This is a genomic window from Pseudoalteromonas sp. MB47 (assembly GCF_011319765.1).
GTDB classification, from domain to species: domain Bacteria; phylum Pseudomonadota; class Gammaproteobacteria; order Enterobacterales; family Alteromonadaceae; genus Pseudoalteromonas; species Pseudoalteromonas simplex.
Genome location: NZ_VFBD01000029.1, coordinates 88,886 through 107,783 on the forward strand (window position 1 = coordinate 88,886; position 18,898 = coordinate 107,783).

The 18,898-nt window shown below is 42.5% G+C and carries 21 protein-coding genes; 6 read left to right on the forward strand and 15 right to left on the reverse strand.

All coding sequences use genetic code 11. The features are described from left to right. Positions 1 to 413 precede the first annotated feature (413 nt). Positions 414 to 1,031: a transcriptional repressor LexA gene (gene lexA / locus IMPJCBKJ_RS16740; RefSeq protein ID WP_054554457.1), complete on the reverse strand. Its 618-nt coding sequence runs from the start codon at positions 1,029 to 1,031 to the stop codon at positions 414 to 416. A 161-nt stretch (positions 1,032 to 1,192) separates the two neighbouring features. On the opposite strand from lexA, the gene IMPJCBKJ_RS16745 reads away from it, so the two are divergent. Then, positions 1,193 to 1,630 carry a hotdog fold thioesterase gene (locus IMPJCBKJ_RS16745; RefSeq protein WP_166341143.1) on the forward strand — a complete coding sequence of 146 codons (438 nt, stop codon included), beginning with the start codon at positions 1,193 to 1,195 and terminating at the stop codon, positions 1,628 to 1,630. Positions 1,631 to 1,637: 7 nt separating this feature from the next. On the opposite strand, the gene IMPJCBKJ_RS16750 is transcribed toward IMPJCBKJ_RS16745, so the two are convergent. Then, positions 1,638 to 2,018 (reverse strand): hypothetical protein, encoded by a 381-nt coding sequence (locus IMPJCBKJ_RS16750; RefSeq protein ID WP_054554459.1) that lies wholly within the window; start codon positions 2,016 to 2,018, stop codon positions 1,638 to 1,640. Positions 2,019 to 2,176: 158 nt separating this feature from the next. On the opposite strand from IMPJCBKJ_RS16750, the gene IMPJCBKJ_RS16755 reads away from it, so the two are divergent. Then, a complete protein-coding gene (locus IMPJCBKJ_RS16755; protein WP_166341145.1) occupies positions 2,177 to 2,902 on the forward strand; it encodes a hypothetical protein in 726 nt (241 codons plus the stop codon). Here the strand turns inward: IMPJCBKJ_RS16755 and IMPJCBKJ_RS16760 are convergent. Next, positions 2,877 to 3,230: a VOC family protein gene (locus IMPJCBKJ_RS16760; protein ID WP_054554461.1), complete on the reverse strand. Its 354-nt coding sequence runs from the start codon at positions 3,228 to 3,230 to the stop codon at positions 2,877 to 2,879. The genes IMPJCBKJ_RS16755 and IMPJCBKJ_RS16760 overlap by 26 nt on opposite strands. Positions 3,231 to 3,346: 116 nt before the next feature. Between IMPJCBKJ_RS16760 and IMPJCBKJ_RS16765 the strand changes: the two genes are divergently transcribed. Continuing rightward, positions 3,347 to 4,000 carry an endonuclease gene (locus IMPJCBKJ_RS16765; protein WP_166341147.1) on the forward strand — a complete coding sequence of 218 codons (654 nt, stop codon included), beginning with the start codon at positions 3,347 to 3,349 and terminating at the stop codon, positions 3,998 to 4,000. Positions 4,001 to 4,113: 113 nt separating this feature from the next. On the opposite strand, the gene hmpA is transcribed toward IMPJCBKJ_RS16765, so the two are convergent. Together hmpA and IMPJCBKJ_RS16775 are read right to left on the reverse strand one after the other, a co-directional pair. Next, complete coding sequence (hmpA, locus tag IMPJCBKJ_RS16770; RefSeq protein WP_166341149.1) at positions 4,114 to 5,277, reverse strand: NO-inducible flavohemoprotein; 1,164 nt, start codon at positions 5,275 to 5,277, stop codon at positions 4,114 to 4,116. A 20-nt stretch (positions 5,278 to 5,297) separates the two neighbouring features. Further along, positions 5,298 to 6,530: an NnrS family protein gene (locus IMPJCBKJ_RS16775; protein ID WP_166341151.1), complete on the reverse strand. Its 1,233-nt coding sequence runs from the start codon at positions 6,528 to 6,530 to the stop codon at positions 5,298 to 5,300. A gap of 156 nt (positions 6,531 to 6,686) precedes the next feature. On the opposite strand from IMPJCBKJ_RS16775, the gene norR reads away from it, so the two are divergent. Further along, positions 6,687 to 8,249, forward strand: a complete 1,563-nt coding sequence (gene norR / locus IMPJCBKJ_RS16780) for a nitric oxide reductase transcriptional regulator NorR (RefSeq protein WP_166341153.1) — start codon at positions 6,687 to 6,689, stop codon at positions 8,247 to 8,249. On the opposite strand, the gene IMPJCBKJ_RS16785 is transcribed toward norR, so the two are convergent. Then, positions 8,246 to 9,139, reverse strand: coding sequence for a LysR family transcriptional regulator (locus IMPJCBKJ_RS16785; protein WP_054554466.1), 894 nt, complete (start codon positions 9,137 to 9,139; stop codon positions 8,246 to 8,248). The genes norR and IMPJCBKJ_RS16785 overlap by 4 nt on opposite strands. Before the next feature lie 115 nt (positions 9,140 to 9,254). Here IMPJCBKJ_RS16785 and IMPJCBKJ_RS16790 point away from each other — a divergent pair, with 115 nt between their 5' ends. Continuing rightward, complete coding sequence (locus tag IMPJCBKJ_RS16790) at positions 9,255 to 9,824, forward strand: NAD(P)H-dependent oxidoreductase (RefSeq protein ID WP_138600997.1); 570 nt, start codon at positions 9,255 to 9,257, stop codon at positions 9,822 to 9,824. A gap of 23 nt (positions 9,825 to 9,847) precedes the next feature. On the opposite strand, the gene IMPJCBKJ_RS16795 is transcribed toward IMPJCBKJ_RS16790, so the two are convergent. Beyond that, a complete protein-coding gene (locus IMPJCBKJ_RS16795; protein ID WP_166341155.1) occupies positions 9,848 to 10,294 on the reverse strand; it encodes a TerB family tellurite resistance protein in 447 nt (148 codons plus the stop codon). A gap of 127 nt (positions 10,295 to 10,421) precedes the next feature. Here IMPJCBKJ_RS16795 and IMPJCBKJ_RS16800 point away from each other — a divergent pair, with 127 nt between their 5' ends. Next, positions 10,422 to 10,787, forward strand: a complete 366-nt coding sequence (locus IMPJCBKJ_RS16800) for a hypothetical protein (protein WP_054554469.1) — start codon at positions 10,422 to 10,424, stop codon at positions 10,785 to 10,787. A 2-nt stretch (positions 10,788 to 10,789) separates the two neighbouring features. Here the strand turns inward: IMPJCBKJ_RS16800 and IMPJCBKJ_RS16805 are convergent, their stop codons facing one another. The 8 genes from IMPJCBKJ_RS16805 to fabR form a co-directional block, all read right to left on the reverse strand. Beyond that, on the reverse strand, positions 10,790 to 11,383 hold the full coding sequence (locus IMPJCBKJ_RS16805) for a hypothetical protein (RefSeq protein WP_166341157.1): 594 nt from the start codon (positions 11,381 to 11,383) through the stop codon (positions 10,790 to 10,792). A gap of 93 nt (positions 11,384 to 11,476) precedes the next feature. Continuing rightward, entirely contained in the window at positions 11,477 to 12,400 is a 924-nt protein-coding gene (locus tag IMPJCBKJ_RS16810) for a hypothetical protein (RefSeq protein WP_328250064.1), read from the reverse strand. Positions 12,401 to 12,568: 168 nt separating this feature from the next. Next, a complete protein-coding gene (gene leuD, locus IMPJCBKJ_RS16815; protein ID WP_054554473.1) occupies positions 12,569 to 13,168 on the reverse strand; it encodes a 3-isopropylmalate dehydratase small subunit in 600 nt (199 codons plus the stop codon). Beyond that, complete coding sequence (gene leuC, locus IMPJCBKJ_RS16820; protein ID WP_054554474.1) at positions 13,168 to 14,568, reverse strand: 3-isopropylmalate dehydratase large subunit; 1,401 nt, start codon at positions 14,566 to 14,568, stop codon at positions 13,168 to 13,170. The genes leuD and leuC overlap by 1 nt, the downstream gene beginning before the upstream one ends. Positions 14,569 to 14,626: 58 nt before the next feature. Next, positions 14,627 to 15,703, reverse strand: coding sequence for a 3-isopropylmalate dehydrogenase (leuB, locus tag IMPJCBKJ_RS16825; RefSeq protein ID WP_054554475.1), 1,077 nt, complete (start codon positions 15,701 to 15,703; stop codon positions 14,627 to 14,629). Further along, positions 15,700 to 17,247: a 2-isopropylmalate synthase gene (gene leuA / locus IMPJCBKJ_RS16830; RefSeq protein WP_063528590.1), complete on the reverse strand. Its 1,548-nt coding sequence runs from the start codon at positions 17,245 to 17,247 to the stop codon at positions 15,700 to 15,702. The genes leuB and leuA overlap by 4 nt, the downstream gene beginning before the upstream one ends. 391 nt (positions 17,248 to 17,638) lie before the next feature. After that, positions 17,639 to 18,127: a hypothetical protein gene (locus tag IMPJCBKJ_RS16835; RefSeq protein ID WP_166341161.1), complete on the reverse strand. Its 489-nt coding sequence runs from the start codon at positions 18,125 to 18,127 to the stop codon at positions 17,639 to 17,641. A 109-nt stretch (positions 18,128 to 18,236) separates the two neighbouring features. Beyond that, a complete protein-coding gene (gene fabR, locus IMPJCBKJ_RS16840) occupies positions 18,237 to 18,869 on the reverse strand; it encodes an HTH-type transcriptional repressor FabR (RefSeq protein WP_166341163.1) in 633 nt (210 codons plus the stop codon). Positions 18,870 to 18,898 lie beyond the last annotated feature (29 nt).

Below are 18,898 nucleotides of genomic sequence, written 5' to 3' on the forward strand. Positions count from 1 at the left end.
GCAAGACGCAAAGCGAAAAGGCGATACAGCAAGGTGCCCATTCGTTTTTCTTATTGTTCAGAGCGACTACGTATCATTTTGACCCACTTATGATACCGACCCCCTGTCTAACACCTCGCACATTTTTGTGTCTTTTTATTAATTAGGTGTTAATACAGTGTATTAACCAATTAGTTAAAAAATGACCAATAAGCAAGTTTTAATGATAATAAATGTTTATTTTGGTGCAGAAATAACAACTATAATCAGCGCGTTATTTAATGTTTAGGAGTAAAAACGAAATATAAAAAGAGAGGAAAACTGCGCCATATAAGGCTTTAAATGAAGAGTAAGGATTCACAAATCCTAATTAAGTAGTAAAATTTCAGTGGCGCACCAAATTGAGTCAATTTGATGCACCAAATTGGGAACGTTTACATCCAATCAGCGTTACGAATAACCCCAACAGCTAACCCCTCGATGTTGAACGACTCATGCTCAAGGTCAACCTCAATAGGCGAAAACTCTTCGTTCTCAGCATGTAAAAGCACTTTGCGACCTGCCTTTTCTAGGCGCTTAACTGTTACATCTTCATCGACTCGAGCTACAACTACTTGCCCATTTTCAGCAACTTGTGTTCTATGTACTGCAAGCAAATCGCCATCCATAATACCAATGTCTTTCATACTCATGCCATTTACACGCAGTAAGAAATCGGCTGCAGGTTTAAATAATGAAGGATCAACTTGGCAGTGACTTTCAACATGCTCTTGCGCCAAAATAGGTTCACCAGCTGCAACACGGCCAATTAAAGGTAAGCCTAGTTGCTCTGGCTCATCTTCTTCAATTAACTGAATACCGCGACTCGCCCCAGGCTTCATTTTGATCATGCCTTTTTTAGCCAGTGCTTTTAGGTGTTCTTCAGCAGCGTTGGCACTTTTAAAACCTAATGTTTGAGCTATTTCAGCACGCGTAGGTGGCATGCCTGTATCTTTAATAAAGACTTTAATTAGTTCTAAAATTTGCGATTGGCGTTTAGTTAATGGGCGCATACAACTGGTTTTCCATACAGTACATTTAACTGTGAGTATATACAGTTATTTGAAAATCGCAAATTTAAATTAACCCCATCATATTGCTACAAAACTAACATTGAACCACACCGAAAGATGCCATAAGGTATTAGCTTTAATTAGCAGGCTAAGGAAACACAATGAGTATTTGGCACCACCCAATCACGTTAGAGCTTTGCAAAGAGCTAGAAAAAGGGATCACCGGTCAAGGCACTTTAATGAAAACTATGGGCATTGAGGTGACTGAAATTGGTGATGATTATTTAATGGCAACCATGCCTGCTATTCCTGAGCATCATAACCCTATGGGTATGGTTCATGGCGGAGCAAACGTTGTATTAGCAGAGACAGTGGCAAGCTATGCAGCCAATTTCGTGGTTGATTTCAATAAGTTCTATGCTGTTGGCCAAGAAATTAATGCCAACCACATGAAAGCGTCACGCAAAGGAACGTTAACAGCAACAGCAAGACCGCTGCATTTAGGTAAGCGAACATCTGTTTGGGATATTAAAATTACCAATGCCGCAGGAGAGCTTTGCTGCGTATCAAGAATGACCGCAGCTGTTGTAGAGCGATAAATTCTGGCTATTTTTCGACAGGATAAATAGTAATTTCAATCCCTGCACCAATTGCTGAGATACGTAACAAGGTGTCGGCATGCAGGGGTTGGTTAAAGCATTTAGGCGAATTACCTGATTCAAAGCCTATATCAAATGTACGCTTTGAGCACGATAACCACTGTTTTAATGCATTGCGCGAGCATGACTCAATAAGCTCGCAAAGCTGGTTAATGGCTTTATCTGGAGAGCTGATATCTGCGGTTGCTTCAATACGTGCTAGTTGGCGGTATTCATCTTGGTCATAATGTAAAACCATGGCGTTTTTCTTCAAATCAGCAACAAGCGCACTAATATCGTGCTTTGATTCAAGCTCCAGATCTACATTTAAAAATTGAATTTCCGACATACTCTCGTTTTTACCCTCTATTGATATCGACTGAAACTTTAACTCAGTTTTGTATATATACCAAATCTAGAATACAGTTAATGCGACATTATGCCGCATTGGCAATCTAGCTAAACAACCTAAAATAGCGCCCACATAACAATAATAACGGGGTAATTATGAATAAACGCCTGTTTAAGTATGCTCGTAAAGGGCATAAATGGCTTGGTTATTTACTTGCTTTACAGATCTTTTTTTGGCTTTTAGGTGGGCTTGTGATGAGCTCATTACCACTTGAAAAAGTGCATGGTAAACATCTGGCTAATCGCAGTTTAAGTAGCCCATTTTTATTGTCGGACTACCCTGCTTCAATTGATAAAATAACAGCGCAATTTGAGCAAATCGAAGGTATTAAATATAGCCATTTTTTAAATACCCCGATTATAGAAGTTACATCCTCTAGCGGTACGTTTACTTTTGATGGCAGAACAGGTGCTAAAATGCCTGCACCGAGTAAAGCGCAAATCATTGAAAATGCGCAAGCTCACCTGCTTATTGACGCAAAAATAACGCAAGCGCAGTTATTAACAAAAGGGCCAAGAGAGGTCGGCCGCAAAGCCAATGTTTGGCAAGTTAGCTTCGATGATTGGTTAACAACAACCTTATATTTAGATAGCCAAACCGGTAACCTTATTACTGTGCGCAGCACCCTGTGGCGGGTTTTCGACTTTTTCTGGATGCTACACATTATGGATTATGATGAGCGTGAGAACTTTAACAATCCACTACTCATCAGCTTCTCGGCCACCAGCGTACTATTTTGTATTACAGGAGTTCTCTTGTTACTACAAAACGTTCGAATTAAACGTAAAAAGCCAGCTACACGTGTTGGTCAATCAAAATAGGATTGCCATCTGGGTCGGTGATAATAAAACTCGCGTCACCGGCCTTTTGTATTTCTAATCCTTGTTGCTGAAATTGTGCAGCTAATTGCTCAAAGGTTGCAAATTCGTCCAAAGCTTCAGCATTTTGATCCCACCCTGGGTTAAAGGTCAGCATGGTTTTGTCGAACATACCTTGAAACAAACCAATTAAATGTTCACCGTTTTTCATAATTAGCCAATGCTGTTCTATCTCCCCAGCAAACTCGTTGAAACCTAGCTTTTCATAAAACTGCTTTGAAGCACGAATATCTTTGACATTTAAACTCACTGAGAAGGCACCTAATAACATAGTTGTAATTCCTTTAATTAAAACGGCCTAACAACTATAGCTGAGTTGAAAAACTTTTCATTTTTAGAATAGTCGCTCTAAAATAGCGCTTCCTGTAGTTCACTGATGTGATGGATATGCGTTTATTTCTATACTTAGCCCTGTGTTTTATTTTCACTTTCCCTATATCCGCTAAAGAATTTTCGAGCTTTTACAGTGCCAAAAAGCATTTAATTAAGAATCTACCAAGCAACAGTAAAAGCTTATATTGTGGTTGCGACATAAAGCGCCAAGGTAAAAAACTTGTGCCAGATCCTGATGCGTGTGGTTATATTCCTAGAAACCCTGTCACCCGCTCAGGAAAAGAGAATGCCCGCGCAAAAAGAATAGAGTGGGAGCATATTGTGCCTGCCTGGGAGTTTGGTCATCAATTACAATGCTGGCAAGATGGCGGTCGTAAAAACTGTAAAAAGGTCAGTGCGAAATTCCGTCAAATGGAAGCCGATATAAATAACCTTGCCCCTGCTATAGGCGAGATCAATGCTGACCGTTCAAACTTTCGCTACGGCATGGTGTCAACATCAAGTGCAAGTTACGGAGCATGCCCTGTAAAAATCGACTTTAAGCAGCGCGTATTTGAGCCACCCATTTATGCAAGAAAGCAAATAGCCGATACCTATTTTTATATGCAAAAAACCTATGGCTTAAAAATATCAGACAAACAACGCAAGCTATTTGAATCGTGGCAAAAGCTTGAAATAGCTGAAATGAGCAATCGTAAGTTACTCTAATAGTGAAATTTTTATGGGCTTCTAAAGTACAAAAAGAGCTCCGTATTTCACTTCCTAATCTAGAGTGCGAAGTTAACTAACAAAAAGGCGCAGCTCAAGCTGCGCCTTTTACATCATAGGCTTTGGTGAGGGCCAAACACCTCGTAGTGAATGCGTTCACTTGCAACCCCAATACTTAGTAGTTGCTCTTTTATCATTGCCATAAATGCGATTGGGCCACACAGGTAAAAGTCACCTTTGCTTATTGGTAAGCTTTCAGCGATGTGGTTTACATCCATTAAGCCCGCAAAATCGCCCCCCTTGCCATCTTTAAACCAGGTAACACAATGTAATGAAGCGTGCGCTTGCTGTTGCTTAAATAAATACTCTTTAAAGGCAAACTGCGTCTCACTGTCGCAAGCATGCAGGTAATGGATTGACTGGTTAGGTTGATTACTTAATAGTGTTTCTAGCATCGCCATCATTGGGGTTTGACCAACACCCGCAGAAATCAATACAACAGGCGAGTCGATTTCGCGAAGCACAAAGTCGCCTGCAGGTGGGTAAATTTCTACCTTATCCCCCTCAGTTAAGCTGTGTAGGTAGTTAGATACCAAGCCTTCTTCTTTCACGCTAATTCGGTAATTGTGACCATTACTTTGCTGTGATAAAGAGTATTGCCTAACTTGCGTTAAATCACTGTTTGCTGGCGTTACTTTAATTCCTAAATATTGGCCCGGTAAATACGCCACAACAGGCTTTGCATCGGCAGGCGTTAATATGAAACTGCAAATTTGCGATGACTCCATACGTTTTTCTGTAATTGTGAAAGTACGAGTACCAAACCAACCTCCCGGTGCCTTTTTGGTTTTTTGATATAGCGACATCTCCTCATTGATACATACATCCGCTAATAATGAATAGGCTTCACGCCATGCATACTCGACCTCAGGAGTAAATTGTTCTGGCAATAACTCTTTTAAAGTCGCAATCAGATGTCCACCAACAATAGGATAATGCTCTGGCAAAATATGGTAACTGGTGTGTTTATGATTAATGCGCGCAAGCGCACCTTTTAACACTGCCAAGTTATCAATATTTGCCGCGTAGGCAGCTAAGGCATTAAATAGCGCAAATTGCTGAGAGCCCGATTGCTGATGCGTCATATTAAAAATATTTTTAAGCTCTGGGTTGTAGCTAAACATACGATCATAAAAATACTCAGTCACTTGAGGGCCTGCTTGTGCAAGCAACGGCAAAGTACTTTTAACAATCTGGATCGTTTTTTCAGATAACATAGTTTTTCCTATTGGAGAGGTTAACCGCGGCGACCATCAACACGACGATTCACTAAGATGGGCGCACAATGAAGTAAAAATAAGCTAAAGCCAGCAACCCACAGCAACGCACTTAACTGCCATGCAAGGTGATGACCTAAATAAACGGGAAGTAACGAACGTACAATGGCAGCTATCACAATGAGTACAAATGCCAAACTAATGTACGCAGGGGCCTGTAATGCGCGCCCAGTGTGACCATGAGAGACACGTACCATCATGGCGATGATCATCACACCTATGGTGCCAACAGTGATCAGATGAAGCGCATCTTTGAATAAGATAATTGGGCTGAAATAGCTCAGCGCGACGAGTATTAAACCAACCGATAAAGCCCAATAAGCCACATGTAATGACCATAGCAAAGGCACTTTTAGAATGCCTTTATGCCACCACAAAACACACCGGGCTGAATGTAAACAAGCAAGCCAAGCAAAAACCCAACCGGTGCTCATTGCGCTAAAAAATAGCTGACTCATAAAAAACCACGCAATGGCGAAAAATGAGCTAAATACGACTAATTTATCGAGCTTGGGGGTTCTAACTTGTTCACTTAGGTTAAGGCCGCGCGCGGTAAAAAATGGCACAACTCGCCCAGCCACAACACCAACTAGCAGTGTCATGATAAGTACAGCGGTATCAACAACCCCCAGTGCCAGCGACATTTTATTAAGTACAACTAAGCTCAAAAAAATCACATTGAGCGCACAGAGCAAAGATGCGATGACAATAAATAAGTAGTTATGGCTGCTTTTTGCCTGTATCAGCATGTCAGCTAGAATAATAATTCCAGCTAGCCACCAAACGAGTTGTAGCGCACTAACAATATAAAGGTTTAGCTGCTCGAACCCTGCAATCTCAATAAAAAAACTAAACCTTGCAGCAAGCCAAATCATGCTAAGCAAACAAAGCTTAATACCACTTACACTCGCCACACCTGTCCATGTTTGTGCGGCGGTTAGCAAAAAGCCCATGGCAACCACGCCTGCAAAGCCAAACAGCATTTCGTGAGCATGCCAAAGCGTTGCGGGCATTGTTAGGTGCCACTGTGCATAGCCCGCCAAGATTAAAAACCAGTAACTCATAGCAAATACAGCTAAGGCACCTGCCGCCAAGAAAAAAGGCCGAAATGCTAATGCCCATAACGGCCACTGGCTGAGTTGATAAAATTTGATCTTAGTTGGCATAGGTTCAGTTAAATTAATGACTTTCATTTGTGCTCTCAGCGTTTAATTTCCCCAGCTATTGCACAGTTCAAGCCAAAAATAAAAACCATTAAATATCAATACATTAAATTTGGACGCTTGATAAATAAGTCAAAATGACACACCATTAAAAGCATCAATAAAACACATTCAGGTCAAATTGACATGATAATCAAAAAATCCCTTCTTGATGTTGCACTTGCACTTACCAAAGCAAGCAGTGTTGATCATAATTTCAGTTATCTGTTGAGTTGCATTAATGATTGGCTTGAATGTGATGCAGTTGCCTTATTATTGAAACAAGGCGATGTGTTAAAGCCCGTAGCCCTTCATGGGTTGTCGGACGATACGTTAGGAAGACGCTTTAAAATAGCGGAGCATCCGCGCTTATTTGAAATATGCCGTGGCAGTGAACCGCTAAAATTTGCCAAAGATTGTGGCCTACCCGACCCCTACGATGGTTTATTACAAAGCCAGCATGGCGACTTTCCTGTTCATGCCTGCATGGGCGTGCCGCTGCTGAGTAGCAAAGATAACAACGAACTATTGGGTGTTTTGACCTTTGATAGTTTAGATGAACATGCCTTTGACGCTTTAGCAATGAACGAGCTCAATCAACTAAAACAGCTAGCTGCAGGCTATGTTGAGCATGCCCTAACCTTGCAGCATTTTATGCAACACGCACAGCACAGCCATCAAGTTGCGCAGCAGCTTAACCTTGAGGCACTAACACGAGAAGGTGTCGAAATTATTGGTAATAGCCAAGCAATGCAGACCCTTAAAAATGATATTCAGCTGGTGGCTGCCTCAGAATTTAGCGTTTTAATACAAGGTGATACAGGCGTCGGTAAAGAACTCGTTGCGCGCAATATCCATTTAAACTCAAAACGCCGTGACATGCCGTTGATCCACTTAAACTGCGCATCGTTACCAGAGAACTTAGCCGAGAGTGAATTTTTTGGTCACAGTAAAGGCGCATTTACTGGCGCACATACTGCTCGCCAGGGTAAGTTTCAACTCGCCGATGGCGGCACGCTATTTTTAGATGAAATCGGCGAACTTCCGCTTGCCATGCAAAGTAAGTTATTGCGTGTATTACAAAGTGGTGAAGTACAAACTGTGGGGGAAGATCAAAGCCGTTATGTTGATGTCAGAGTGATTGCAGCAACCAACCGCGATTTAAAACAAGAAGTCGCTGCGGGCCGCTTTCGTGCAGATCTTTATCACCGATTAAGCGTTTACCCATTGCATGTTGCACCACTAAAAGAGCGCGATAACGATGTTATTTTATTGGCAGGCTTTTTTATTGAGCAAACATCTAAAAAATTGGCAATTAAACAACTTAAACTTAGTAGCGATACACAATTACTACTGCGTCAATATGATTGGCCAGGCAATGTGAGAGAGCTTGAACATGTGATCAGCCGCGCGGCACTCAAAGCCAAACAACAGCAATGGCAACAAAGCATTGTCACAATCGAACCTGAACATTGTGATATTGCTAAAACAGCCGTTGCCGCACCAAGCCCTGTTGCAGTTAACGAACAAAAAGCCACTCGCTTATCGCTGAAAGAGGCAACTGACGCTTTTAGTTATCAATTGATTATGCAACAACTTGAACTACACAACCTAAACTGGGCAGCCACAGCACGCAGCTTAAGTGTTGATAGAGCCAACCTTGTGCGCCTAGCCAAACGACTAGGCATTAGCGTTAAAAAGTCTGTTTAAGCTTTTAAATCTTTAAAATACGCTTTTAAAAGCTGACTAAATGCTTGTACTTTGGCTGTGCGATGCACCAAATGATGTGTCACTAGCCAAAGATCTGTTGGCCAGTTTAGCTCTTTAGGAAGCACTGGCAGCAGATCAGGGTATTGGCTTGCCACTTCATGCTGTAAACCACCAATTCCTAAGCCCCTCACAATCGCCCGTGTAGCTTCTGATGTTTCAGACACCCGTAACTTAATTTGCGAAGGTTCAATGTGTTGATCAACCCATGCAAAATAAGGCACTTTACCGTTATAGCCAGCCACCCCAGAGACAAAACTATGCTGCTGCAACTGCTCAATATTCTTTGGCATGCCATACTTTTCAATATAACTTTTAGAGGCATAAAACCCTGACGAAAGTTCAGCTAAATGCTGGGCAATATAGTCGCCTTCATCAGGCCGAGGACCTGCTCGCACGGCAATGTGTGCCTGACCGTGATCAAGACGTAAGCGGTTTTGATCAAGAATAACTTCGAGCTGCACTTGCGGGTGCAGGCTTTGAAACTGTTCGCAGACATCACTAAGCACATCAATAAAACCACTGACTGTAGTTAATAATAAACTGCCTCGCAGTTGGCTATCAGCGGCAATAATATCGTTGTGAAGTTTTTCAAGTTCAGCGTTAATCGATTTTGCAGTAGCAAACAACTTAGCGCCAATTTCTGTCACTGTATAGCCACGGGCATGACGATGGAATAACCGCGCATCAAGGTTATCTTCTAAATTGTTGATTCTTCTAAGCACAGTGCTGTGATGAACACCTAAAGATTCGGCAGCAGCGGTTAACGTACCGAGCCTTGCCACCTCAAAAGCGACTTTTACATCTTGCCAATCATCAAATTGAATCGCCATAACGGCTCCTTGTGTGCATATACGCACATAAGTTTTGCGTTTATTTGGCTTTTCTGCAAGCTGTTTTTTGCTACAGTGAATATATCAACAGTGAAGCTTAAAAAAGGAAACCATCATGACAGCACCAAAAATTATTGCCCTAGCAGGCAGCCTACGTAAAGACAGCTTTAATCAAAAACTGATCAATGAAGCTGCGCGCTTCGCCCTCGAAAGTGGTGCTGAAGTAGAAGTGATTAAATTAAGCGATTTAAACTTACCTTTATTTGACGAAGATATTGAAGCGCAAGGTACACCTGCTGGCGCACAATTATTAAAAGATAAGCTTCGCGCTGCTGATGGCATTTTATTAGCAAGCCCAGAATATAATGGCTCAATTACAGCGCCACTTAAAAACGCAATCGATTGGGCTTCTCGTACAGAGCAAGGCGCAGTACCCGCATTTCGTAATAAAGTCACAGCACTTTATGCATCTTCACCAGGTGGTTTAGGCGGCTTACGTGGTTTAAATCACGTACGTGATATTTTATCGGGTATTGGTAGTTTAGTGCTTGCAGATCAACTTGCAGTGCCTGCTATCCACAGCAAATTAGATGAGCAAGGCCGCATCAGCGATGCTGATACAGCCGATAAAGTTGCCAGCCTTGCCCAGCAACTTGTGAGCGTAGCGAGCAAATTAAATAAATAATTGCTAGCCTAGTTTTATCGCTACTAACTTAGTTTTGTCGCTGCTAACTTAGCAGCGATAAAATCTTCATGGGTTACATACAATAAACTTGCGACACGGCGAATAACCATTTCTTCATGCTTATCTAAATTGCCATCTGCGTAGGCTAAACGCCACAACAGCTCGATGATATCAATACGCTGCTCGGCGCTGCACTGGGCATTAATTTGCTTTGAAAACTGAAAATAATCTATTGCTTCATCTAGGCTTTGCGATGCACTTGCAACTAACTCTTGAACCTCTTCCTCGTTAAGCGAGAAATACTTCTTTAAGGTCTCATTCAGGGTCTGTTGCTCATCATCTTGTAACTCATTATCTGCACGCATAACCTCAATCAATAACGCAGCAACGGCGGTTTTTAGGTCATGCTCAGTAATGCTAGATTGGGTATCATTCAGCGCTGAAAACAGCTGTTTTATTTTATTGAGCATCACATTTTCCCTTTTTGGGTGTTAGACTACATGTAAGACGTAACGTTACCTTAGTTTGACTATGGATGCTAATTCAGGTTCAACATCACGATGAAACAAGGTATTAATCACATGGAGTTTAGTGTTTATGAGTGAACTGAGAAGTACACAAGCACTATTAATTAGCGCCGTTTTAATGTTAGCGGGGTGCAGTAATGCACAAGCAGCAAAAGGCGAAACCGAAAAGCTCTATGACTTCGACGAAAAAGTCCATTACTACCAAACTAAATTGGCCGACGGCCGCTACCACCTCGAAATTCAGTCTGACGACTACAAGCACTTTCGCAATCAAAGCGTATTCTTACTGCGCCATGCAAGTCGCTTATGTAGAGACAAACCTTTTATGCTAAGAGTGACTGATGGGGTGCAGGAGTATGAACGTTTTCCAACTAAACCACGCGCCTATCAGCCACCTTTAACGGTTGTTTTACAGTGTGAAGACGAAGCTAAATAGTACTAGTCTTCATATCCCCACGGCGCGCTTGGCGGCGTGATAGGTTTTGTTAAGTCAAAATCAACGCGAAACTCACGTCCTTCACGCACTAAGCGATACGTAAATTGCTTTGGATAAATATACATTTGCCACGTGTTACCCATTGATTGGGGAATACCTTGACTCACAAACAACTCTTTTGAATACTGATCAGCCGGGAACGACTGTGCGTTAGCAAAACCCGCATCAAGAGTATGCCCACCATACATGGTTGATTTATCATCGCTGCCATCTTTATGGCGATGGTCATGCTTTAAACTAAGTCCACTGCCCGTTTTTGTGATGATCCAAGTACGAGATGCATCATCCCCTACATGAAATGGCACTTGTAACTCACGCTCGTTACAACGACGTACATGCATTACTAACTTTTTGCCCACAAATGAGCTCGGGCCAGCTGCGTTATCAACGCTCACTTTACCTTCGTAAGCTTTACCGCAATGGGCAGCGATATTATCAAAAAAGCCATCATGGCTTGGAATTGACACTAACGGTGCAGGTCGTGCAGCCGCTACTGATGATGCTGCCAAGAGCATCGATGCCACTAAGTATTTCATGGTGTGTTCCCTAAATAAAATTTCAGCCTAGCCTAATAGCTTAATAGCCATAAAGAAAACAATTACGATAAGCTGCTAGACAGCGAGTCGTCATCATGCTTTTACAACTAATATGTTGTCATTTTCAGCGCGAACTTTCATTAGCTTGAGAAGTGCTCGGTGAAAGTCCTGAAAGATCACCTCCCCCCATACTCGTGAATAAATGCCAAAGTTAGTGTTATCAAGTACCGTCGTTTTAAGGCTTAACAGCGTTTGATTATTACCACTTGTAACTAACTCATAACCGCCATGTAGCGGCGAAAAATATTCACCACCTAATTTCACATGCTGATCAAGTGCATGATCAGGAATTAACTCTGGGTCAATCTCAAAGTTATATAGCATTTTCTCATTCGGCAGCCACTCGCTTATTACCTCTTTAAATACAACATTTTTCTGCCACTGGCTGGTTCTAATTGCACCTACCCCATCACCACTCATATCAGCTCGAATTGGCCTAGGAATACCAATTAATTGCGAAAATGAACTTGGATATTCGCCCTCATGAATTTGGCTAACATTAGCTAATTGTTGCCACACAACATCAACAGGCGCATTGATAACAATTGTATTTTTAACTTCGTAAGTTTTCGATAAGTGTAAAAAGTTGAGCTCTAAAGGAGAAAGGATCAACGGCAACAAAGCTACCGACATCACCGCTTTGTTGCTTTTCTTTTCCCAAAGGCGATGACATAGCCCTGCTAACATACCGCCAATACTAGCAAAAAACATAAATGCAGGGAGAGCCATTGCAACGCAGATACTTCCTTCTAAAAGAGTTACTACGCTGACAAATAAGAACACAAAAATAGGTTGCCAAGCGACTACCGCCATTCTTCCATATGTCATCGGCGATAGTTGATTGTACTCAAAATGTACCCGTATAAACCCAATAGCCACAGGCACTAAAAACATAAACGAAATAGTAACAAGGCTACCGAAATTAAAGGTTCCGCTAATTTCAAGAAAGATGCGCATGCTGATGCCATAAAGCACACCCATCAAGATGCCGATAGATTTAGGAGAAAGAGGCCACATAGTTATTTGTTGTTTTCGTTATCTTACCAACCAAATTAGCAACTTTCTTTTTTAGAAACAAATAAAAACGCGGCCTTGGCCGCGTTTAGGTTCACATGGAAAAACAGGTTATTGCCAAGGGCGTTCTGCTGCAAGTTGCTGCTCAAAGGCATCAATTTGGCTGTTAAGTGTTTCAGTCACACCGATAAAGTCCAAGCCACTTAATAAACGCTCTTTGATGTCATGGCGAATATCAAAGTGAATAGTGTCAAACTTATCGCTACGAAGTTGTTGGTTTTCTAAATCAACTTCGATATTAATATCATCATGCTGTTCACTCAGTACAAATAATTGCTCAAGTGTTTCTGCAGGTAATGCGATAGCAAGCATTTGGTTATTGCCGCAGTTGTTAAAGAAAATATCAGCAAAGCTTTCCGCTAAGATCACTTCAAAACCATATTGCTTTAATGCCCATGGCGCATGCTCACGCGATGAACCACAACCAAAATTGTCGCGAGTTAAAAGAATTTGCGCACCTTGGTAACAAGGGCGATTCAAAATAAACTCAGGGTTTGGCTCGCCGTTATCTAAATAACGCCAATCGTAGAAAAGCGCCGCATCAAAGCCATCACGGCTGGTCGACGTTAAAAACTGCTTTGGAATAATTTGGTCAGTATCAACATTGTTTTTATCTAACGGGGCCATTAAGCCACTAAAAAATACACTCATTAGGCTTCTCCTCTGATATCAACAAAACGACCATGAATTGCCGCTGCCGCAGCCATTGCAGGGCTCACTAAGTGAGTGCGGCCACCGCGACCTTGGCGACCTTCAAAGTTACGATTTGATGTAGAAGCACAGCGTTTACCTGCTTCTAATCTGTCGTCATTCATTGCTAAGCACATTGAACAACCTGGCTCACGCCATTCAAAGCCAGCTGCTTTAAAGATATCTGCAAGACCTTCGTCTTCGGCTTGTTTTTTAACAAGACCTGAGCCTGGAACAATCAGCGCTTCAACACCCGCTGCAACCTGCTTACCTTCAACAATTTGCGCGGCAGCACGTAAATCTTCAATTCGGCTATTTGTACATGAGCCAATAAATACGGTATCAACAGTTGCTGAAGACAATTTATCGCCTGCTTTTAAGCCCATATATTTTAGTGCGCTACGGATTGCATCAGCTTTGATTAGATCTGGCTCTTGCTCAGGGTCTGGAATGAATTCATCTACGCCAATCACTTGCTCAGGGCTGGTACCCCACGTAATTTGCGGTTGAATATCAGCAGCCTCTAATTCAACAACATGATCAAACTCTGCGCCTTCATCTGTTTTTAGTGTTTGCCAGTAGGCAACGGCACTATCAAAGTCAGCACCTTGTGGTGCAAATGGGCGACCCTTTAAATAATCATAAGTTGTTTGATCTGGTGCGATTAAACCCGCTTTTGCGCCCATTTCAATACTCATATTACAAAGCGTCATACGCGCTTCCATAGACAGCGCTTCGATCCCTTCGCCACAAAATTCAGCAACATAGCCAGTACCACCCGCAGTGCCTAATTTACCGATCACCGCCATGATTAAATCTTTGGCAGTAACGGTTGGGCGCAGGCGACCATTTATTTGAATTTTTAACGACTTGGCTTTTTTCTGCTGTAGCGTTTGAGTGGCTAGAACATGCTCAACTTCTGAAGTACCAATACCGTGCGCTAATGCGCCAAATGCACCATGGGTCGATGTGTGGCTGTCACCACACACTATGGTTGTGCCCGGTAAGGTAATGCCCTGCTCAGGCCCCATTACATGCACAATACCTTGATTAATCGAATTTAAATCATAAAGTTGAATACCAAACTCTTTACAGTTTGCATCCAGTGCCATTAATTGATTTTTCGACACTTCACTCGCAGCATCTAATGAACGGCTTTTTGTTGAAACGTTATGGTCCATGGTCGCAAAGGTTTTTTCTGGGCAACGTACTTTGCGGTTTTTCTCACGTAAACCAGCAAAGGCTTGCGGCGATGTAACTTCATGAACTAGGTGACGGTCGATATAAAGTAAATCAGTTTGATCATTTATGCTGGCGACTACATGAGCTTGCCAAATTTTATCGTATAAGGTTTGGGCCACTTGCTATTCCCTCATTTTAGTTACGCTGAGTGACGAGCTCAGCGCAAACAATTTTTAATTAAATACGTGCCACAATTGCCGCAGCAACATCACTGGTGGTGTACCCTGCATTTGGGTAGATATCTGGCGTACCAACACCTGCTTCAACCGCTTCTGCCACCGCTTTTTCAATCGTACGAGCCGCTTCATCTTGCCCTAGTGAGTAGCGCAACATAAGCGCAGCACTTAAAATTTGTGCGATTGGGTTTGCAACCCCTTTACCCGCGATATCAGGTGCTGAGCCACCAGCTGGCTCATACAAACCAAAGCCAGACTGATTTAAACTCGCTGATGGTAATAAGCCCATAGAGCCGGTGATCATCGCGCACTCATCAGACAGAATGTCGCCAAATAAGTTATCGCAAAGTAATACATCAAACTGACTTGGCTGTTTAACTAACTGCATTGCCGCGTTATCAACATAAATGTAGTCAAGGCTTACCTCTGGGTAGTCTTTGCTCACTTCAGAGACCACTTCACGCCAAAGTACGCTGGTCGCTAACACATTCGCTTTATCAACCGAGGTAACATGATTACTACGCAGCTTAGCGGCTTCAAATGCAAAGCGTGCGATGCGCTCAATTTCTTTACGTGAGTATGTTTGGGTATCGAAAGCAGCTTCTTGCTCCCCTTCGCCACTGCGGCCTTTTTCACCGAAATAAATACCACCGGTTAACTCGCGCACACATAAGATATCAAAGCCTTGTGCGCTGATATCTGCACGCAGCGGTGACGCAGCACTTAGTGCTGGTAATAATTGTGCTGGGCGTAAATTACAGAACAAACCAAAATGCTTGCGCAATGGCAACAACGAAGCTCGCTCTGGCTGCTCATTCGGCGGTAAGTTTTCCCACTTAGGGCCGCCTACCGAGCCAAATAAAATCGCATCGGCATTTTCGCAGGCACTCAGTGTGCTTTGCGGCAGTGCCTGACCAAACTCATCAATGGCAGCACCTCCAATCGCGTGGTGATGACGAGTCAAAGTAAAACCAAACTTTTCGCTTACAGCATCCAAGACGGTTTCTGCTGCTGCCATAACTTCTGGACCAATCCCGTCGCCTGCTAATACTGCGATACTGTAATTCGATTGACTCATCCTGCTTTCCTCTGTTGTTTTAAATCAGACACTTTTTGTGCACGATAAATTAAGTTATAAACGCGGATCATGGCGCGTACTGACGCTTCTACCACATCCGCTGCAATGCCCGCGCCGTGATATGGGCGACCATCGTATTTAGCGATAATATTCACTTGCCCTAGCGAGCTGGCACCTTGGCCTGTTGCTTCTAGGTTGTATTCAATCATCTCAACCGACATACCCGTTAAGCGCTCAATTGCTAAGAATGATGCTTCTACAGGGCCATTCCCTGTTGCGGCCTCTTGCTTTGACTCACCATCAATTGTCATGCCGATTGTTGAGCTCGCCACCGATTGTGAGTTAGACGTCGAGTTAACAAACTCAAGTTGATATTTTTCGTCTTTATCTTTGATTTGATTAAAGTAAATCATCGCTTCTAAGTCGTAGTCATACACAGTGCCTTTTTGGTCTGCTAATGCTAAGAAGCTGCTGTATAAGCTATCCATATCGTAATCAGATTTTTGATAGCCTAACTCTTCTAAACGATGCTCAATAACATGACGACCTGAACGCGAAGTCATGTTTAATTGGTTATTAGGTACACCGACACTTTCTGGCGACATTATTTCGTAAGTGTTTTGGGCTTTTAATACGCCGTCTTGGTGGATCCCTGAGCTGTGTGCAAAGGCATTTTCACCAACAATTGCTTTGTTTGGTTGTACTGGCATATTACAAATCTTCGCGACTTGACGCGAAGCACGGTAAATTTCTTCACTACGAATATCGGTATGCACTTTTAAGTGGTCTTCACGCATCTTCATGATCATCGCCACTTCTTCAAGCGAACAGTTACCTGCGCGCTCACCAATACCATTAATCGTACATTCGATTTGGCGAGCACCGGCTTGTACCGCTGCGATTGAGTTAGCAACCGCTAAACCTAAATCGTTATGGCAATGCACGCTTAAACGCGCCTTGTCGATATTTGGCACATTGTTCATTAAGTGATGGATCATCGCAGCGTATTCGTCTGGCGTTACATAGCCTACGGTGTCAGGTAAGTTGATAGTTGATGCACCCGCATCAATAGCGCTCTCAACGATGCGGCATAAATCCCAATGCGGTGTACGACCTGCATCTTCACACGAAAACTCAACGTCATCGGTGTAGTTACGCGCAAGTTTAATCGACTTAACAGCCATTGCCGTTGCATCGTCTAAGCTCATACGTAATTTGTGTTCAAGGTGTAATGGGCTGGTTGCAATAAATGTATGAATACGGCCCTGCTCTGCCGGGCGAAGTGCTTCACCACATGCTTCAATATCTTTTGCTACTGCACGTGCTAAGCCACAAATAATCGGCCCTTTCACTTCAGTCGCAATGCGCTGTACAGAGCGAAAATCTGCCGGGCTAGATACCGGAAAACCCACTTCCATTACATCCACATTTAAGCGGCTAATGGTATGCGCAAGTTGAATTTTGTCGTCTTCGGTTAGGCTTGCTTTTAATGCTTGCTCACCATCACGTAACGTTGTGTCAAAAATCCAAACCTTATCTTTCATAAACTGTCCTCGTTCCCAATGACCCATTAGCGAGATAAAAAAAACCCCGCGGTTGCGGGGTTTTTTAATGTTCTACAAATGCAAATACACTAAGCCCCGCTCACTGATTTAAGCAGTAAGAGGTTTAGTTTTAATGTAATTGAATGTGTAATTTGCATCTTAATTTACTAAATGTGTGTTCAGTGGCTGTATTTTTAACATTCAAAAAACCTGCTTGCAAGCATAATTTTTCCACAAATTCGATAAAATAACGTCTACAAAAGGTTAAAACACCCAAATAACAACAATTACACAAATAAAAATACCAACCCTACTTACTAAACATGATAAATAAAATAATGATCGAGCAATCTGTAACTAGAAAACGTAAAGAAAATATTTAACTCTGTGGTTAATAAATTTGATGGTGAGAATTCACAGTTCTGTAGATAACACGACGAGTATAAATTATGTGTTGATCTATCCTGTTGGGTTGTCCTTCGTTGCCATTGCTTTGTAATAGCCTAGCTTGTTGGTCTCTCAAATCAACTGATGTTGCATTGCTAGCAGTCTCTGAGCTATGGTTCTTTGAAATAGTAGCGCTTTTTGGGTATAGCGCAATTCGGCTATAAACATGGCGAAACTGACTGTAGGGAACTCGCTTCCAACCATTTTGGTTAATCCAAAACTGGCAGCGTTTGTCATCTCGAAATTGTGAGACCTGATGAGCGTCTAATACCCCAAGCAGGTTATCTTGAATTTTCTTTTGCACACTTTTCGGTAACGAGTATAACAAACTGCGGCTCAAGTCCCGAAAGCTTGGGCTGTTTTTTACCGTTGTTTCTTCACTCTGTTCTAAAAAATGGGCATGAGTATCATTCACCGGATCCTTGGTGAGCATATGCGTCCTCGCTATTTATTCATATTTTGAGGTAACTGAATAACGAAAAATCAGTTACTTAATTTGGCAGCGAACAATACATAAAACAGGAACAAAAATCCACCATGCTTTAGGCTGTTTTTTCTACATTACCTTTACTATCACGACCATACAAAGTGGCACCGCGAGCAATATAACGTAATTGCCAGATCAAGCGTTCAACCAGTTCTTCGCGTTGTGTCCCTTCAATATCGAGGGCTTCGGCACCGGCGTTAAATACTAAAGTCACCATGGCTTCGGCTTGAATATATGCATGAGTTGGGTCGCACGGAGTTTCGCTTTCAAGGTAATGCGCAAGCTCTAAAATGAAATGTTTAATTTCACGAGCAACCGCAGCACGAAATGCTTTAGAAGTTCCTGAGCGCTCACGCAATAACAATCTAAATTGGTTGCTCGAGTTATCGATGAACTCCATAAAGGTCACGATTGATGTCGTGATCACACTACCGCCGCTCTCAATACGGCGACGCGCTTGGCGCATAAGTTGACGCAGTGTTAAACCAGCTTCATCAACCATGGTCAAACCAAGCTCATTCATGTCTTTAAAGTGGCGGTAAAAAGAGGTGGGGGCAATCCCTGCTTCACGGGCAACTTCACGTAAGCTTAAATTAGAAAAACTATGATCGGCACTCAATTGATTGAATGCAGCCTCGATTAGTGCTTGTCGTGTTTTTTGTTTCTGTTGCGCTCTAACACCCGACATGGAAACTCCCAGCGTGAACTTTTAATGAT

Excerpts from the sequence above, each read along its gene's own strand:
- lexA (WP_054554457.1), bottom strand. The coding sequence starts at position 1,031 with ATGCGCCCATTAACTAAACGCCAATCGCAAATTTTAGAACTAATTAAA.
- IMPJCBKJ_RS16745 (WP_166341143.1), top strand. The coding sequence starts at position 1,193 with ATGAGTATTTGGCACCACCCAATCACGTTAGAGCTTTGCAAAGAGCTA.
- IMPJCBKJ_RS16750 (WP_054554459.1), bottom strand. The coding sequence starts at position 2,018 with ATGTCGGAAATTCAATTTTTAAATGTAGATCTGGAGCTTGAATCAAAG.
- IMPJCBKJ_RS16755 (WP_166341145.1), top strand. The coding sequence starts at position 2,177 with ATGAATAAACGCCTGTTTAAGTATGCTCGTAAAGGGCATAAATGGCTT.
- IMPJCBKJ_RS16760 (WP_054554461.1), bottom strand. The coding sequence starts at position 3,230 with ATGTTATTAGGTGCCTTCTCAGTGAGTTTAAATGTCAAAGATATTCGT.
- IMPJCBKJ_RS16765 (WP_166341147.1), top strand. The coding sequence starts at position 3,347 with ATGCGTTTATTTCTATACTTAGCCCTGTGTTTTATTTTCACTTTCCCT.
- hmpA (WP_166341149.1), bottom strand. The coding sequence starts at position 5,277 with ATGTTATCTGAAAAAACGATCCAGATTGTTAAAAGTACTTTGCCGTTG.
- IMPJCBKJ_RS16775 (WP_166341151.1), bottom strand. The coding sequence starts at position 6,530 with ATGAAAGTCATTAATTTAACTGAACCTATGCCAACTAAGATCAAATTT.
- norR (WP_166341153.1), top strand. The coding sequence starts at position 6,687 with ATGATAATCAAAAAATCCCTTCTTGATGTTGCACTTGCACTTACCAAA.
- IMPJCBKJ_RS16785 (WP_054554466.1), bottom strand. The coding sequence starts at position 9,139 with ATGGCGATTCAATTTGATGATTGGCAAGATGTAAAAGTCGCTTTTGAG.
- IMPJCBKJ_RS16790 (WP_138600997.1), top strand. The coding sequence starts at position 9,255 with ATGACAGCACCAAAAATTATTGCCCTAGCAGGCAGCCTACGTAAAGAC.
- IMPJCBKJ_RS16795 (WP_166341155.1), bottom strand. The coding sequence starts at position 10,294 with ATGCTCAATAAAATAAAACAGCTGTTTTCAGCGCTGAATGATACCCAA.
- IMPJCBKJ_RS16800 (WP_054554469.1), top strand. The coding sequence starts at position 10,422 with ATGAGTGAACTGAGAAGTACACAAGCACTATTAATTAGCGCCGTTTTA.
- IMPJCBKJ_RS16805 (WP_166341157.1), bottom strand. The coding sequence starts at position 11,383 with ATGAAATACTTAGTGGCATCGATGCTCTTGGCAGCATCATCAGTAGCG.
- IMPJCBKJ_RS16810 (WP_328250064.1), bottom strand. The coding sequence starts at position 12,400 with ATGCGCATCTTTCTTGAAATTAGCGGAACCTTTAATTTCGGTAGCCTT.
- leuD (WP_054554473.1), bottom strand. The coding sequence starts at position 13,168 with ATGAGTGTATTTTTTAGTGGCTTAATGGCCCCGTTAGATAAAAACAAT.
- leuB (WP_054554475.1), bottom strand. The coding sequence starts at position 15,703 with ATGAGTCAATCGAATTACAGTATCGCAGTATTAGCAGGCGACGGGATT.
- leuA (WP_063528590.1), bottom strand. The coding sequence starts at position 17,247 with ATGAAAGATAAGGTTTGGATTTTTGACACAACGTTACGTGATGGTGAG.
- IMPJCBKJ_RS16835 (WP_166341161.1), bottom strand. The coding sequence starts at position 18,127 with ATGCTCACCAAGGATCCGGTGAATGATACTCATGCCCATTTTTTAGAA.
- fabR (WP_166341163.1), bottom strand. The coding sequence starts at position 18,869 with ATGTCGGGTGTTAGAGCGCAACAGAAACAAAAAACACGACAAGCACTA.